The organism is Vibrio sp. 1-Bac 57 (assembly GCF_037546855.1).
Taxonomy (GTDB): domain Bacteria; phylum Pseudomonadota; class Gammaproteobacteria; order Enterobacterales; family Psychromonadaceae; genus Psychromonas.
Map to the genome: position 1 here is coordinate 21,859 of NZ_JALAAC010000016.1, position 17,909 is coordinate 39,767.

Annotated in this window: 12 protein-coding genes and 1 riboswitch; of the genes, 2 read left to right on the plus strand and 10 right to left on the minus strand. The window is 37.6% G+C overall.

The annotated features are described in order from the left end of the window. Window positions 1-75 precede the first annotated feature (75 nt). Window positions 76-567 (minus strand): OmpA family protein, encoded by a 492-nt coding sequence (locus tag MT391_RS11675; protein ID WP_499498157.1) that lies wholly within the window; start codon window positions 565-567, stop codon window positions 76-78. A 120-nt stretch (window positions 568-687) separates the two neighbouring features. Between MT391_RS11675 and MT391_RS11680 the strand changes: the two genes are divergently transcribed. Then, window positions 688-2,184, plus strand: coding sequence for a peptidoglycan-binding domain-containing protein (locus MT391_RS11680; RefSeq protein ID WP_499498159.1), 1,497 nt, complete (start codon window positions 688-690; stop codon window positions 2,182-2,184). A 1,200-nt stretch (window positions 2,185-3,384) separates the two neighbouring features. Continuing rightward, a riboswitch (FMN riboswitch) is annotated at window positions 3,385-3,546 on the plus strand. Between the two features lie 500 nt (window positions 3,547-4,046). Beyond that, on the plus strand, window positions 4,047-4,964 hold the full coding sequence (locus tag MT391_RS11685; protein ID WP_499498161.1) for a DMT family transporter: 918 nt from the start codon (window positions 4,047-4,049) through the stop codon (window positions 4,962-4,964). Window positions 4,965-5,237: 273 nt separating this feature from the next. Here MT391_RS11685 and MT391_RS11690 read toward each other — a convergent pair whose 3' ends face one another. From MT391_RS11690 to cobN, 9 genes are all read right to left on the minus strand, one after another. Further along, window positions 5,238-5,999 (minus strand): transporter substrate-binding domain-containing protein, encoded by a 762-nt coding sequence (locus tag MT391_RS11690; protein WP_499498163.1) that lies wholly within the window; start codon window positions 5,997-5,999, stop codon window positions 5,238-5,240. A gap of 182 nt (window positions 6,000-6,181) precedes the next feature. After that, complete coding sequence (locus tag MT391_RS11695) at window positions 6,182-6,631, minus strand: DUF302 domain-containing protein (protein WP_499498164.1); 450 nt, start codon at window positions 6,629-6,631, stop codon at window positions 6,182-6,184. Between the two features lie 129 nt (window positions 6,632-6,760). Continuing rightward, window positions 6,761-8,788, minus strand: a complete 2,028-nt coding sequence (locus tag MT391_RS11700) for a sensor domain-containing protein (protein WP_499498166.1) — start codon at window positions 8,786-8,788, stop codon at window positions 6,761-6,763. Between the two features lie 98 nt (window positions 8,789-8,886). After that, a complete protein-coding gene (locus MT391_RS11705; protein WP_499498168.1) occupies window positions 8,887-9,957 on the minus strand; it encodes a threonine-phosphate decarboxylase in 1,071 nt (356 codons plus the stop codon). Window positions 9,958-10,094: 137 nt separating this feature from the next. Continuing rightward, window positions 10,095-11,045, minus strand: a complete 951-nt coding sequence (gene cbiB / locus MT391_RS11710; protein WP_499498170.1) for an adenosylcobinamide-phosphate synthase CbiB — start codon at window positions 11,043-11,045, stop codon at window positions 10,095-10,097. Next, window positions 11,042-11,677: a histidine phosphatase family protein gene (locus MT391_RS11715; RefSeq protein ID WP_499498172.1), complete on the minus strand. Its 636-nt coding sequence runs from the start codon at window positions 11,675-11,677 to the stop codon at window positions 11,042-11,044. Before MT391_RS11715 ends, cbiB begins: the two co-directional genes overlap by 4 nt. 360 nt (window positions 11,678-12,037) lie before the next feature. After that, window positions 12,038-13,255 (minus strand): sirohydrochlorin chelatase, encoded by a 1,218-nt coding sequence (locus MT391_RS11720; RefSeq protein ID WP_499498173.1) that lies wholly within the window; start codon window positions 13,253-13,255, stop codon window positions 12,038-12,040. 186 nt (window positions 13,256-13,441) lie between these two features. After that, a complete protein-coding gene (gene bluB, locus MT391_RS11725) occupies window positions 13,442-14,113 on the minus strand; it encodes a 5,6-dimethylbenzimidazole synthase (RefSeq protein ID WP_499498175.1) in 672 nt (223 codons plus the stop codon). Beyond that, window positions 14,110-17,907, minus strand: a complete 3,798-nt coding sequence (cobN, locus tag MT391_RS11730) for a cobaltochelatase subunit CobN (protein ID WP_499498177.1) — start codon at window positions 17,905-17,907, stop codon at window positions 14,110-14,112. Before cobN ends, bluB begins: the two co-directional genes overlap by 4 nt. Window positions 17,908-17,909 lie beyond the last annotated feature (2 nt).

Consider the following 17,909-nt stretch of genomic DNA (forward strand, 5'->3'; position numbering starts at 1 on the left):
TAAAAAAGGCAATAATAGGTTTATTAACACCTCTTATTGCCTCTTTCCATCATCTAATTATAGATTGACGCTAACTTATTGCTCTTGAAACTTTATTTTAGCAACACGTTGTTTTTCTGAAGCTAAGTAATCAGATAACTCTGCTTTACTATTAAATACTTCAGCAATCACGCGTCTATTTTGCTGTGCACCAACTTCAGTATTGTTGTCATATAATGGTGAGCTTTCACCAAAACCTAACGCGCCAACTTGTGATGATTTAACGCCTAGCTTGATAAGTTCAGATCTCACTTTATCGGCTCTTTTTGAAGATAAATCGTAGTTATAAGGGGCCGTTGCAAATTTACTGGTATGCCCTTCTACAATTGCATAAAGATCATACTTTTTAAGAAAATCTGCAAACTCGGCAATTTCTTTTCTTTCATCACTATTCATATAGACAGTTGAATCATTTTTAAACTCAACATTTAAATCTGCAACCATAATACAGTCGTCAGCAGCATAAGCCGTACTCATTAAGCCTAAACCTAGCACTGAAGATACCATTAATGTTTTTAACTTTTCCATTGTTAACTCCTTCCTTTGTTTAAAAATTATTCTAACTATATCATAAAATTAGCAAGTAATTGAGATGCAAGCTATTCTTTTGTGGTAAAATATTGACAAACACAACGAAAAGGAAATCAAATGAATAAATTCTTCAAAATATCAGCCGCTGCTGCGGTAGTTATGTTAGGTGTTACAGGATGTACTACAACTGACAGTTCAGATGAAGCCTTGATGATGAAAAATCAAGAAATTCAATCGCTGACTGAGCAACTTCAGTCAAAAAATAATACTATTGCGAATTTAAACTCACAAGCAACGGTGTCACAAACACAATTAAATGATAAAGATGCGGTGCAAAACTCTTTAGTTCCTCTGCATGCTAAAGCTGGTGAGTGTTATGCGAAGGTATTAGTACCTGCAAAATATGAAACAAGACCCATTGAACGTTTAATTAAAGAAGCGCAATCGCAAATTCAAATTACACCAGCTACTTATAAAGTTGTTGAGCAAAAAGTAACTATTCGTGAAGCAAGTTCAAGACTAGTACCCGTTGAAGCTACTTACAAAACCTTTGCTGAGCAAGTAATGGTTCAGCCTGAAAAAACAGAATTAGTGCCTGTTCCTGCTGTTTATAAAACAGTAACTGAGCGAGTGATGGTTGAACCAGAGAAAACCAGGCTAGTGGCAGTACCTGCTGTTTATAAAATGGTTTCTGAAAGAATAATGGTTGCGCCTGAAAAAACAGCATTAGTGACAGCTCCTGCAACTTATAAAGTTACTTCTGAAACGATTATGGTTGAACCTGAAAAAACAGCATTAGTGACCATCCCTGCGACATATAAAACAGTGTCAACACAAGTGTTAGTTTCTCCTGCTTATACCGCATGGAAAAAAGGTCGTGGCGAGATAGAAAAAGTGGATCACTCAACGGGTGATATCATGTGTTTGATTGAGTTCCCAGCGGTATACAAAACGGTTACAACTAAAGTATTGGATAAAGATGCTTATACTAAGCAAGTTGTTACTCCTGCGGTTTACAAAACAGTTAAAACACGTGCTTTAGATAACGCGCCAACGTCTAAAGAAGTTAAAACAGCAGCGACGTACAAAACTGTATCTAGACAAGAACTAGTTACGCCTGCAACAACAAAAGAAGTTAAAACGCCGGCTGTTTATGAAACTATTACTAAGAAAGAGTTAGTCACACCAGCAACAACGAAAACGGTTACTACTCCTGCTATCTATGGTTCTGTTACTAAAACCGCTTTAGCAACGGCAGCGACAACACGAGAAGTTGCTATTCCAGCATTATGTAAAATGGTTAAAACACGTGTTTTAGATACGCCAGCGACGGAGAAGAAAATTTCTATTCCAGCCGTTTACGATACTTATGACACAACCGTTAAAGTGGCCGAACCGTACTTAAGATGGCAAGAAATTTTGTGTGAAACTAACACTACGCCAGATGTAGTTACAAAATTACAACGTGCGCTACAAGGTGAGAAATATAAAATTTCAAGCATTGATGGTGTTTACGGTCCAGAAACCAGTGCAGCAGTTAATGCTTATCAGAAAGATAAAAATCTTAACCAAGGTGCTTTAACCCTTAAAACTTTAGAATCTTTAGGATTATAATTTTTTAAAGTGTTTTTTAGCTAATCACTCAAGCATTTTTTTAGGCTAGAGGTTTTTAAGTTAAAAGTTTGAATGTATTAAGGCTTTATTTCAGTTTCACTGGAGTAAGGCCTTTTTTATGTCTGTTGTATTAATGAGTTTGCTTGGTATGGGTGTGATTTTAGTTAGGTTGAGTTAGGTTCGCCTACGCTCATCTGGTCAGTGTGATTAATTGTATGCTTGGTATTTCGCCCTTATGGCGACCAGCGCTTGTTTTGGTGAGGTTGTTTGATATTTAGCTCGTCTACGCTCGTCGAGGCAGTTTTATTATGATTTACAGTGGTTTCGGCCTGTCGGCTACCCTACTTTCTTTTATCAGAAAAGAAAGTAGGCAAAGAAACTGACACCGATGCGTTTTCTGCTCCAAGTAATAAACTCCTTTTATAACGCACCAGTTCATACAGCACATCCTTGTGCTGAATGAAGTTAAGCCAAACGTCCTGTTTGGCTTTGCTAAAAGGAGTTGCTGACTTAGGAAAACTGCACGGTGGTGTTGTACGTCCACTATGAGTTGATGTCCTATTGTGGCTTAGCTATATATCTGCCAGTTTGCTTTGAGTTTCATCTCGTCTGCGCTCGTCGAGTCAGCTTGGATTATTATTCATAGTGATTGTTAGTGGTTTTAGCTCGTCTGTGCTCGTCGTAGCAGTTTGATTATTATTAACAGTTGTTTCGCCATGTCGACAACTTTACTTTCCCTTTGTCAGAAGAGAAATTAGTACTCCAAAAAGTCAAAGAGACTGACACGGGAACGTTCTCTGTTCCAAATAATAAATCGCTTTTATAGCGCACCGCCTGTTAAGGCACATCCATGTGCCAAACGAGCCTAATCCAAACATCCAGTTTGGTTTTGCTAAAAGCCATTGAAGATTTGGGAAAACTCGACAGTGGCCATGCTGTAGGGACATTGAGTCACGTATTATTGTGGAAGTTTGGGCATTATTTTTTGTAGTAATTTTATTCTACGAGCTTAAATTCTGTAGTTTATTTCAGCTTGTGGGCTCCGCTATTGTGATTAAATGAAGAACATTATTAATGGGCATTTTATTTGTTCATTTCGCTAATTAAATAGAAGCATCAAGCACTTCATTTTACTTGTTTTTTTTAAAAATATTATTACTATAACGCTTGGTTGATTTATTTATAAAATAGTTTCAATCAATTCGACTTCAGGGCGGGGTGAAATTCCCCACCGGTGGTATTTTTACGAGCAATATTTGTGAGTAAAAGAGCCCACGAGCGCCTAACTATTAAGTTAGGGTCAAGCAGATTTGGTGAGAGGCCAAAGCCGACGGTTATAGTCCGGATGGAAGAAGATCGATAACAAACAGATTAAAAGTCATAACAAATAATGCTTTACGGTTCTTATAAGTCGTTGAAGCATTTTTTTGAGTGACTTTTTAAATTTTGTCAAACTAAGCGTAGTCTTGTGTAAACAGGAATAAGTTTTATAAGATTAATGGCTTTCTTAAAGTCATTTACCTTCGTCAAATTTTCGTCTGTATGTTTTATTCTGTGATGTTTAGCTTTTACTATTTTTAATAGCAATTGTAATAAAAAGTGTAGTGATTTTTGCACTGTATATATGCCTTAGTTAAAGGTGTGAATTGATGAGTTTGACGATTAACCACATTAGCTTTTTATAGTTGCTTCTTTTGCGGAGTATTCGATAAAGAAACCGGTAAGTGCGCTTAACAGTTGAATTCAAGCAGTAAAATAGATCACTCTAGTGTTACAGTTATTTATAATTGCTATATCAGCATCATTGAATTAGATTCGTTCCAAGCTCTGTCTTTCTATCCTTTTTATTTTTAGGAAATGTCATGACAGGTATTACTTTTATATTTTTTGCGTGCCTACTTTGGGCCGCTGATACTCTTATCCGCTATCCTTTACTGTTTGGTGGTTCAAATGCACAACAGATTGTTTTATTTGAACATCTGATCCTTGTTACTGTGATTATCGCATTTTTTATTGTGCAACGTCGCAAGTTCAACTTTCTTAGCCGCCAGACTATTGTCCCATTTATTGTTATAGGCGTATTTGGATCTGCACTGGGCACTTTAGCTTTCACCGAAGCCTTTTATCTGGCTAATCCAACTGTAGTTATCCTATTACAAAAGCTACAGCCTTTAGTGGCGGTCACTTTAGCTTGCGTATTATTAAAAGAACAAATTAACTCGCGATTTTTTATCTGGCTAAGTTTAGCACTTTTAGGTAGTTTGTTGCTTATTTGGCCAGATCTACAAGCTTTACTCTCTAGTTTTAGAGAAGGAGATTTGGAGCATAATAATAAGGCGCTACTAGGTTACGGGCTGGCTTTATTTGCAGTGATCAGTTGGGGAAGTGCAACGGTATTTGGTAAAAAATTAAGTTCAAAAGGTCTAAACAGCATCGATCTAATGGCTGGACGTTTTAGTTTTGGACTTTTAGGGATGTTACCTTTTGCGTTTATCACCCCAACTTTAGTCACGACTATTGAAATAAGTATTTTTCAAAAAATTGCCATTTTGGCGCTACTTTCCGGTGTTTTTGGTATGTATTTTTATTACCAAGGCTTAAAGCGGATCCCTGCTCATTGGGCGACACTTGCTGAAATGTTTTTTCCTGTAGCAGCTATATTTATCAACTGGTTATTTTTAAGTGTCGCGATGACACAGGTACAATTGATTGGTGCAGCGACGCTTATTGCAGCTAGTACCATGATTCAGAAGCAAACAGCACCAAAGCAATCAATATAAATGTTAATGACCGGTAAGTGCTGACGAGTCTAATTTTTTAAAATTTGGCGGATTCAACATTGATGAGCTTTCTTTCGGTTTTGACTCGACTGCGCTCGTTGTGGCAGCTTGATTATCATTCATAGTAATTGTTAGTGGTTTAAGCTCGTCTGAGCTCGACGTGAATGTTTGATCATTATTAGCATTGATTTCATTCTATCGGCGACACACCTTTCTCTTACCAGAAGAGAAAGGTGTTATTTTGATCTAATCTAGATCGTCATTTGGTATTCATTATAATAATGAATTTTTCTTCATTATTTCTTTATCAACGCCTTTTAATTTCATTTCATCCATGATGAAATTAACTGTGTTTAATAGGCGTTGCTCTCCTACTGGCATGAGGTAACCAAACTGGCTTTTGGTAAATGGGTTTTCTTCTCTTACAGCTTGTAGGGTTTTATCCGTTGCTTGGTAAAATAAAGCTTCAGGAGTTTCAGTTACCATCACATCGACCGTACCGGCGGATACTGCTTTGGGTACATCAAGGTTATTTTCATATTTTACAATGGTGGCTTTAGTCAGAAATTGTTCTGCGAATTTTTCATTAGTTCCACCAATATTAACACCTACTTTAACACTCGGTACATTCACTTCTTTTAATGTGTCGTATTGGCCTTGCTTGCCATTGGCAACCAAAAATACTTTACCGAAGGTCATATAGCCTTGAGATTGTTCAGCTGCTAATTGACGTGACATTCGACGAGTGATCCCACCCATTGCGATATCATATTTTCCTTGTTTAAGATCTCCGACTAGATTTTTCCAAGTCGTTTGCACAAAACGTACTTCAACGCCTAACTGCTCTGCAAAATGTTTTGCAACATCAATATCGTAACCAGAATACTGTGTATCATCGTAATAACTAAAAGGTTTGTAGTCGCCCGTTGTACCAATAGTTAGTACTCCTTTTTCTTGAATATCCCCCAATAAGTCAGCTTGAGTATTAAAGCTAATAGCAGCGATTGAAAGTAAAGCAATAGAAGATAGTTTCATAAATTCCCTTAAATTTTGAGGTGTTAGTTTAATAAGCCATTATGTTGCGAAGGCGTCAAACCCTATAGCGAATTTATTCAACATAGGGTTCGACCATTTGTAACTTTATAAATCCAAGCAATTGATTTTATTCACTAAAAATCAACAATCAACAATTAGCAATTAGCAATTAAAAGCGTTAGTTATTTTGCAGCCGCTTGCGTTAAGCCACTTAATACGTTGGATACTTTCATTAATACTTTGTCACATCCTTTCAAATCATGGCGTTGCTTCATATACTCTGGGTCGTTGTAAGTAAGCCAAACTTTGTTATCCGCATCAGTCCAAATTAATACTTTTTGGGGAAGATCAATGGCTGCTAGTTGTGAACATTGCATAATTGGCGTACCAACCTTGGGATTACCAAAGATGATCACTTCCGTTGATCTTATTGTTAAATCAACGCCAGCAGCATTTTTTTGATGATCAATTTTAGCAAAAAGTGTTAAACCTTTTTTTTCTACGATTGATGCAAATTTATCTGCGGTCTCTTTTGCTGAATGCTCACTCTCAACTGAAATTAGACCTTCTGAAGCTTGCACATAGCCGGAAACAAAAAACGAGAACAATACAAATGTAATAAATTTTTTCATGATAATCTCTCTTCAATTATAAGGTTAGAGGTATAGGGTTAGAGGTTTCTCCCTGCATAAAATTTTTAGCAAGCGATGGTTGCCAAGAAATTAGCAAAGAGACTAAAGTATTAAAGATGACAGATGAACTTAGAGGTGTAAATGATTAACCTTATGATCATCAAGTAATGTTTCAAAATCGTTAATTCTGAGAGGTTTACTGTACAAAAAGCCTTGATGATTGAAACAACCTAATCGATTCAAACAATCTGCTTGTTGTTTGCTTTCAATACCTTCTGCGACCAACCCAAATTTGAAGGTTTTTGATAATAAGATCAACGCATTGATGATGGATAAGTCTTTTTCTGAATCAACAATGTTATCGATAAAACACTTATCTATTTTTACATTATCAACGGGTAACGTTTTCAAACGCTGTAGCGAAGAGTACCCAGTACCAAAATCATCTATTGATAACTTGATACCTAAAGCTCTTAATTTATGTAGTGTTGGGATCAAGTATTTATTATTTTCCGAGAACAAAGATTCCGTCACTTCAAGTTCTATTGAGCAACCTTCTATCTGATACTTATTAAGTATATTCTCGATGGTTGATACAAAACCTTCATTGTCTAATTGTCGTAGGGAAACATTGATCGCGACAATACCGTTAAACTTTTGTTTGTTTTGCCATTTTTTCACCTGCATGCAGGCCGTTTCAATGACAAAGTCACCGACCTCTTTCATCATGCCATTAGATTCAAGTATCGGAATGAAGATATTAGGTGAGATAATGCCATGATCATAATGTTTCCATCTTAGTAAACATTCGACACCATAAACCTGGTTGGTAATTGAATTAATTTGAGGCTGATACCAGACTTCAAACTCTTGCCTAGATAAAGCCACTTTTATATCTTGCTCTAACAAGTGTTGTTGTCGAACTAACTGCTTCTCTGATGAATCAAAAATCGCATATTGATTACCACCTAAGCGCTTCACTTTTTGCATCGCTACATCGGCAAAAGAGATAAGCTCGCGTAAATCCGTTGAATTTACAGGGAACTGACTAATGCCAATACTGATCGACATTTTAAATTGTCCATACCCAGTAAGAAAAGGACGATCAAAGATAGTTAATAGTTTAGCTGTTATTTTATCTATGTTTTTAAGTGACTCTTCACCTTCGATAACAACAACAAACTCATCATCGCCACTTCGTGCAAGTATGTCATTATCTCTTAATCGTCTTTCAAAGCGATTAGCAATACACTTTAAGAGCTCGTCACCCACATGATGACCATATGTGTCGTTAATCATTTTAAAACGGTCTAAATCACAACACAAAACCGCAAAATAAGCAGGTTTAACTGCATTAGACTTTTGTAATTCAGCTAGTTTTTCAAATAATAATCTACGATTAGGTAAACAAGTCAATGAGTCATAATAAGTATGAAACTTCTTTTCTTCTATTGATTTTTTTAATGTGGTGATATCGTTAAATTGACAAATATAATGCGTAATAATGTCATTGTCGTCTTTTAAACATGAGACATTTAACCACTCTGGGAATACCTCACCATTTTTACGTTTATTCCAAATCTCACCATGCCAACTACCGGTATTTACTAACTCTTGCCAAAATTTACGATAAAAATGCTTGTCTTGTTTACCTGATTTTAATATCGCGGGTGTTTTACCCAACACCTCTTGACTGGAGTATCCTGTAATTTCACTAAAACTATCGTTAGCACATAAAATATAACCCGATGCATCTGTAACCAATACTGCTTCTTTATATTCTCGATACATTTTCGATAAAAAAGATAACGCATGCTTTGCTTCATCTAAGTAAGATAAGTTTTTAATAAATAAAGTGATCACATTGGTTTGATCATGGCGGCGGAAAAATACGACTTCAACGGGAGTCGTATTAGCATTCATGGTAAGTAAACGAGAATGATAATGCCCATAGGTTGTATTGTGCAGTGTTGAAATACCCTGTTCAGCTAAATGCAGATCAAACTCTTTAATATTTTTACCAATGGTATTATCAGTGGTTGTATTGAGCATTTTTAAGTAGTACTGATTAACCTCGAGAATAGTCCCGTCTAATTGTAACGTTAAAATTGCGCCGTTTTTTTCGTATCTATCGAGTAAGTTTTCAAAAAACGCCACTTTCCACCTCCCTTAACGTTAAGACTGGATCTAAATTTACAGATATTAAAATAAGTAACTTATAACACTCATAGTCAAACAATGAACGTAAAGTTAGATTAATGACTAGTCACATTCATTAATGCCAACTTCAATTTTTTAAATTGAGTTTCATTAGCAATGCCAAAACGTAATGAGTCATTTTCATCGGTTAATCTGACATAAATACCTTGTTCACAAAGCTGATGATAAACATCTGAGGCTTGATTCAGAAAAACAGTAATAAACAATGCATTGGCTTCAATACGTGCACCTACAAAATGTGTTTTGAGTATAGTTCGCATTGCTTTGCTTTGTTGCTGTAATCGCATTTTTTGAGTTACTTGCCACGTTTTATCTTTCAAAGCCTGTTCGGTAATAAATAATGCTGGTCCATTGATTGACCAAGGTCCAATATTTTCTTGAATAGTTTCACACCACGCTTGGCTACTACAAACAAAACCAATACGTAAACCAGCAAGCCCAAAAAATTTTCCAACGGAGCGTAATACAATCACATTTGCTCTAATTTGATCTAAGCGATGTTCTTGATAGGTTATATCATTTAAATCCGCAAGGTGAGAAATAAAACTAAATTCAGGCTCAAAAACATCTGCAAATGCTTCATCAATGATCAATAAAGCTTGTTGCTGGGTACATAGCTCCTGACATTTTTTTAATTGATCAATAGTAAAAGCATCGGTTAGAGGATTATTTGGATTGATCACCACCACCACACTATTTTTTTGTATCTCACTGGGTAATGACTGTTGATAAAAATGTAATTGATAGCCAGCTTTAGACCAAGCTTGTTGGTGTTCTTTATAACCTACTTTAGGTAAATAGGCATGCTTATCTTTGGGTGGAGTTTTATTGAGTTCAGCCACTTTACAATTCCACAGTTCAGGTAATTTTTCAATCAATTGCTGACTGCCAGCTAACGGCCAACAATACTGTGCTTGATAATAGGCTTTAGCTGCATTGACTAAACCTTGCGAAATAGTAGGAAGATCTTGCCATACATGAGTTGGAATATTGGGGATCGGGTAACTAAATGGTGCAATGCCCGTAGACAGATCTACCCACTCTTTCTCCGGGATTTGATACTGCTTTGCGACGCGACTAAGCTGTCCGCCATGTAATATTGCCATTATTCGATTGCACCTTGTTGGATTTCTGTAATGCTATTTTTTAATACTATGTTCTAGGAACGCTATGCTTCAAAACTGTACTTTCACTAACGAGTATTTTTATTGATTGCACTTATGACTCTATCCTAAAGTTGAATTTAGAGACAATATTCATAAATAAAAACAATAAGTAACCAAGCCATAACCGCCTGTTTGACAAGACTTAAGCTAGCTTTAATATGTTTACTATTAACAGTTTCACCTTGCCCTAACAGGGGAGAATGTACTACTTTTCCAAAATAAACCGCAGAACCGCCCAAACATACATTAAGTAGCGTTGCACCTGATGCCATTACCCAACCACCGTTATGGCTTTTGTAGGATAAACTTTGGCGATAGGCATTGACCATCACTTGCTTACTTAGACTAATGTTTTTAATGATATTGCTAGTTTTCATTAAAGCAATGACAGCAAATAATAACGTAGTTATTTTAGCGCTCACAAATCCTAAAATATCATCCATACGCGCACTGAACTTACCAAAATAATTAAATTGCTGCGTACGATAACCCCACATTGCATCTAATGTGTTACTTAGGCGATGCACAATGACCAAAGGCGCTCCGCCCAACACAAAATAGATAAGCGTTGCAGTGACACCATCATGACCATTCTCTAACATTGATTCTGTGGTTGCGCGACTAATGGCTTGCTGATCTAACTGGCTGGTATCTCGGCTTACAATATAGGAGCAGAAGTGTTGTGCTTTGGTTAAGTCACCATTCATTAACGGTGTATAAATTTGCATACCGTGCACATTCAAACTATTTAATGCAACGGCCCAATACACAATATAAATGTTAATCAGCACCATCAGGTAAGTCGGCAAAAATAACATTAAAAGACAATATGTTAATGGCACCGGTAAAACCAGTACTAACCAAGCTAATATCCCTGACCAAAAGCGTTGCTTGTCACTGCCTTTATTTAATCTTTTTTCTAATTTTTGAGCTAAATTTCCGAATATAACCAGAGGATGAAAACGATTAGGCTCGCCAATATAATGATCAATGGTCAATGCCATGATCAAAGTAATAAATAACATCATAGCGCTGAGAAAGTACCCGTCTTAATATCGTAACTTAATGCGATTAACTGTGCATTCTGATAGTCATAACCTGTGCTGGTTGCCGGGATAACTGGTGATGCCGTTGTTGATGCCACATGAACTTGCGATTGCTGATCAAAAGCAAACCACTTTGCCATAAAGCAACGTAAGATATCACCATGACTAATAATTAAATTTATCTCATCACTGGATGCTTCAAGCTGTTTAATTAATGTATTTTGAAAACGGGTTAATAACTGTTTTGCACTTTCACCCTGACTTGGTTGGAAATCGGTTATTTGTGAGGTTATTTCTACATAATTAGGATTACTTTTCATTTCACTAACTAACTTCCCCTGCCAATCACCAAAATGACGCTCTTCAAAGCCAACGACTTGTTTAACGGGCAACTGCAAATATTGAGCACAAATATTAGCGGTATCAACGGCACGTCCGAGTGGTGATGTGAGTATTTGCGTAATGTTCAAATCAGCACACTTAACTGCTAACTGTGAGGCTTGCTGTTGACCTGCTTGTGTTAACCCACTATCAAGTTGCCCTTGAATACGTCGCTGTAAATTCCACTCGGTTTGGCCATGACGAGCAAGATAAAAGTTAATTTTATTATTCAATATAAGCTCTTGTATTAGTTAATAAGTATAGCTTGAGGGCTAGCATATTTGGCATTGTAAACTTTAGCATTAGTTAGCTGAATGAATATCAATTAATTAAGGTAACTATTAATCAACGTAAATATTAATTAACGTAAATATTAATTAACGTAACTATTAGTTAAGGCAACTATTAGTTAAGGCAACTATTAATCAATCATAACGCTTACATTTTTAAATTATTTTAGCTTTTAAAGCCTGATAATTTCTGACATAAAAGCTAACCTTTAGTTCACAGAAAGATTAAATCCTGTAAGCGCTAATGCTACTAACTTTCTCATTATTAGCGCCTACAAAATTTACAAATACTGCTTACAGTTACTATTTTCTATGTGCTAGTGCCTCACCTTGTACGCCATTATTAATACGCTCCATCTCTTCGTCCAATAACTCTTGAGGGAATTGGCTCATGAAACAACAACAGATGCCTTCACCAATCATTGTTCTTGGCCCTAACGGATGAGCGATATGTTTGTAAACACCATGACTATGAGGCTCAGGCTCGCTATGGCTGTGCGAATGTTGGTGTAAATGGCTATGCGAATGATCGTGTGAATGACTATGACCATCATGTTTATGAGAGTCGTCATGTGAATGGCTATGGTCGTGAGCATGATCGTGGCTGTGTTCTTTACTGTCGCGATGCTCTTGACTAGACGCTTCTGGATCTTGATATTCAGCATGGTGATGATGAACATCAATTTCACCCGCGGCTAAACGACGTTTAAATATAGCCATTAAATCTTCTTCACTCGATTGTGTATTATCCATGATGTCACGAACACGCACCTCAAAAGCATCGATGACTTTTTCGTGGTCACGTAAGTAAGGTGTATTGATGAATTCAATCCCTGGATTTTCTTTTGCAACTTTATCAACATAACCAGAAATACGTTTGATTAATCGGCCCGTAAATAAGAAATAAGGCGCAACGACAATACGCTTATAATCAAGTTTAACTAGCTTTTCAAGACCGACACCAACCGATGGATAAGTCACGCCAGAATAAACAGTATCTGCCCAACCAAAGCCCATATTCTCACTAACAATACGTGTCAATTTAGCAGCTTCAGCATTCGCTTGTGTGTCCGATGTACCACGCCCAACCACAACTAACATAGTATCGTATAATTCAGCGGGAGGATTATTCGCATCTAACCCTAATGACTCATAAATACGTGCTTGAAATGCATTAATCATAGGCTCTTGTAAACCTAATTCTTTACCGTAACTAACTTGCAAACCTTCATTTTTGTCTTCAAAGGTTGTTAATACTGAAGGAATATCATTTTTTGCATGAGTAGCCGCAAATAACATACCTGGTACGGCATAAATATGTTCAACACCTTGATCGATCAGGTTATTTAATCCCATATGAATATTAGGTGCTGAGTATTCTAAAAAACCGTATTCAACTGGTAGGTCTGGAAAACGTTTTTTTAGTCCTTCAGCAACCAATGAAAATTCCATTTCGGCGTCTTTATCACGGCTACCGTGACCACATACCATGATGCCTTTTTTTACTGCTTTATTAGTCATTTTAAATCTCTTTCTTATTTTGATTTGAGTATTTTTCACGCTATTTTCGATATTCTAATTAACTGCTCTTTATTTTTTATTTAAGCTTAACAATATTAAGTATTAATGCTTTTTCATTCGCTCGCGGAGCATGACACGAGTGTAAACATTCCATTTAAACGTCTATCTTTTAAATTTTGAAAACGTTTAAGGCTTTTCAGGCTTTTCAGGCTTTTCAGGCCAGGTATTCTCAAACAAAAAAGTTTCAATTTCAGCGGCCTGAGCCCAATTTTGTTCAATCAGCATAGGTTTTTCATAAAATTTTTCAACATGACCGATACACAAGATTGCGATCGGTCGGCTATCTGTCGGCATATTAAGCAAAGCAGCTAATTGAATTGGGTCAAATAATGAGACCCAACCAAGGCCAATGCCTTCAGCACGAGCCGCTAGCCATATATTTTGAATAGCGCAAGAGACTGAAGCCAAGTCCATATCTGGCATGGTACGACGACCAAATACATGCTTTTCTCGACCTTCGGGCAGGGCCACAATGATCAATTCGGCACATTCTGAAATGCCTTCCACTTTGAGCTTTAAAAAATCACTTTTACGTTGATTTAATAGGTCAGCAGTTATATTACGCTCTGTTTCTACTAGCGTTTTTATCGATGTTTTTAGTTTATTATCCGTAATACGAATAAACCGCCAAGGTTGCATTAAACCAACGCTCGGTGCTTGGTTTGCGACGGTTAACAAGCGTGTTAATAAACCTTGTTCAAGTGGTTGATTATTAAAGTGACGCATATCGCGACGCTCTTTAATTACTTTATAAATAGCCTGCTTTTCACTGTCTTTATAACTATGCAGACTCTTCATGATTTACTCTCTTGCATTTCATCACACTGTAATAACAGATCTTGTAGTTTTTCTCGGTAGGCATCGGGTGCTTGCCACAAACCACGTTGCGCCGCTTCCATTAAACGTTCAACCATTTCTTCCAAAATTTGCGGATTATTATCTTTCAAAAACTGCTGATTAACGTCATCAAAGAGCAAGGTATCAGTGACTTGCTGATATTGATAATCCGCAATCAAGTCAGTCGTTGCATCATAGGCAAAAAGATAATCCACAGTTGCTCCCATTTCAAAAGCACCTTTATAACCATGTTCACGCATACCTTCAATCCATTTAGGATTTAAAACACGTGAACGTATAACTCGATTCAATTCTTCCTTCAAAGTACGAATAACCGGCTTACTTGGATTACTATGGTCACTGTGATAAATAGTCGGCGCTTTACCAGAGTAAACCTGTGCGGCGTTACTCATGCCTCCTTGGAACTGATAATAATCATCGGAATCTAATAAATCATGCTCTCTGTTATCTTGATTTTGCACCACAACTTCAATATTGCTGAGTTGATGTAAAAAAGCGTCTTTAGCTTGTACGCCATCTTTTTCACTATTGCCGTAGGCGTACCCCCCCCAATTTAAATAGGCTTCTGCTAAGTCGCTTTTTTGTTCCCAGCAACGTTCATCAATTAAACCTTGTAACCCTGCGCCATAGGCACCAGGTTTAGATCCAAACACGCGATAACTGGCTTCACGTTTAGCTTCGCTAATTGTCATACCATCAGCGATTAGCTGCGCTTCACGTTGTTTAATATTTTGTTTAATGAGATTACTATTTCCCGGTTCATTGAGTTCACTAATCGCGACGACTGCTGCATCAAAAAGTGCCATGACATTAGCAAAAGCATCACGGAAAAAGCCAGATACACGCAGCGTCACATCGACTCTTGGACGATTCAATAGTTGAAATGGGATAATTTCAAAATCAACCACTCGGTTACTAGCTTGAGCCCAGATAGGTTTTACGCCCATCAGCGCAAAGGCTTGAGCAATATCATCACCGCCTGTACGCATAGTGGCGGTTCCCCACACCGATAAACCAAGTTGTTTAGGGTAATCACCCTGTTCTTGTAAATGTCGATGAATTAACGCTTGCGCCGATTCTTGCCCTAATACCCAAGCGGCTTTTGACGGGATAGCACGATTATCAACGGAGTAGAAATTTCTACCTGTTGGTAAGGTATCTAAGCGGCCACGGGTTGGTGCGCCACTTGGCCCTGCTTCAATAAATTTCCCATCTAACCCGTCAATAATCGCACTTAATTCATTTTCAACACTTTGATTTAGTGCCGTTTGAATTGTTGATTGTGCATATACCAATAATGCTTGTGTTGCTGGGTAATGATTAAGCTCAATGAGGTCGTTATCGTTAAGTAAAAAGTGCTCAACCCATTCTAACGCCAACAATTCTAAGCGCTCACGAGTATCAGCATGGGTTCGCCATAGAGTTTCACTAACATTCGCTAACAATTCAGGTTTTTCGCCACACCATTGTTCACGAGTAGCTTCTAAAGGGTCAAAAGGTTGGCCCTCTGCCATCAGTGAAAAATCGCTCACCAAGCAATGTAAAACACCTTGATTAATCGCACCTTCTCCACGCGGTAAACGCAATAAAGCAATTAAGGTATTAGCGACTTTATGCGGCTCAGGCAGTTGCCCGAGAATATGCAAACCATGGCGGATCTGCGCTTCTTTGATATCACAGAGATAAGTATCTAACTCTTCTAATACTTGGTTATCATCTTCTCGAGCAGCGGCATTTAATTCATCTAAAATATTGGTTTCTTGTACTTTTGCTAAAATTTGCTCGCGTAACCAGACTTCGCGGCGCAGATCTAAACCTTGAGCTTGGTAATACTCATCCACCAGCCCTTCTAATTCAGCCAGTTCACCATAGGTTTCTGCACGTGTCATCGGTGGCATTAAGTGGTCAATAATAACCGCTTGAGTACGTCGTTTCGCTTGTGCTCCTTCGCCGGGATCATTAACAATAAAAGGATAAAAGTGCGGCATAGGACCTAATACGGCATCTGGCCAACATTCATTAGAAAGCGCGAGCCCTTTGCCCGGTAGCCATTCTAAATTTCCATGTTTACCCACATGAATCACCGCATTCACTTGATAAGTAAATCGTAACCAAAAGTAGAACGCTAAATAATTATGTGGCGGCACTAAATCAGGGTCGTGATAGTTTGCTAATAGGTCGATATTAAAACCACGTGCAGGTTGAATACCGAGAAAGGTTTCACCTAAGCGAATACCTGAAATCATTAAACGTCCATCACGACATTTAATATCGTCTTCGGGTTTACCCCAACGTTCTATAATGGCTTGCTGGCTGGCTAACGGTAAATCTGCAAAGGCTTTTTTGTAATCACTTAAAGACAAGCTCTGCCAACAGGCTAAATGATGTAATGTATTGGGATTGTTGGTCACTGATTCTAATAAAGTTTCAATCAGTTTGTTGCCGTTTTCAGGTACGCTATCAATAGGATAATCTGCGTCCTTTAAGGCATTTAATATATTCACTGTAGAATTGGGCGTATCTAATCCTACACCATTACCAATACGGCCATCTTTGGTCGGATAGTTAGCTAAAATCAGCGCAATTCGTTTATCTTTATTATCGGTTTGAGAGAGCTGAATATATTTTTTAGCCAACTCAATGACAAACTGAGCACGCTCTGAATGTAATTGATATTGGACTAATGATATTTGAGTTGTCTGATCAAAAAAGGCTTCGGTTTTAAAGCTGATAGCACGGGTTAATACTTTGCCATCCATTTCCGGTAAGACCACTTGCATGGCGATATCACGGCTGCGTAGGCCTTGTTTATAATCAGTCCAATCTTGTAGAGTACTGCTTGAAAGCACTAGTTGTAGAATGGGGATATCAACAGCAAATAAACGCTTAAAGCTATTCGGCTGTGAACTTAAACCCGGGCTACTAACCGTATTTGCGGCAAAACCAGTACTGTTGAGTATTAAACGACAATCGTGTTCCACTAATAATTCATTAACGACACGCATGGCTTGTTCATCTTTTAACGAACTAATCACTATTGGTAACGGGTTTAAATCACTTGACACCATCAGATCAATAAATTGGTCAAACATCTCGCAGTTAGCAGATTGTAAGTGGCTACGATAAAAAATTAACGCCACCGTTTTTTGTTCAGCTTGCCAGTTAGCTTGAATTTGTTGTTGATTATAGAACTGCGCCACGGGTAAAAATACCGCCTCATTGCATTCAACATTTAACTCAAAATATAACTGATTTAAATAAGCAAAAAGTTGTGCGCTGTTATCAAGCCCACCACTGCGTAAATAACGCCACACTTGATATTGCGTCTTCTCAGGCACGGTTGATAATTCAATTAACTCAGGGTCAACATTATCATCGCCGGGTACCAAAATAAGGGTGCGATTGGGTTTTGCTTTTGACCAACGAAGTAATCCTTCCACGCCATACTGCCAATAAGCTTTGCCACCTAATAGCGACACCACCACGACCTCTGCTTGCTCTAGCACTTTATCTTCATAAAGGTCAAAAGCAGCAGGTTTTAATAAGTTAGTCCAATTAACCAAACGCGTTTCAACAAGCCTATGCACAACATAGGCTTGTTTAAAGCCCGCTGACAAAGCAGTTAATTGGCTATCGGCGGCACTAAATACAACCAAAGGCGCAGGCGATTGCGCTAAATCAACAATGCCTTCTTGTTCAACAAATCCACCCGGTTGTGCCGCTAATAAATGCATTG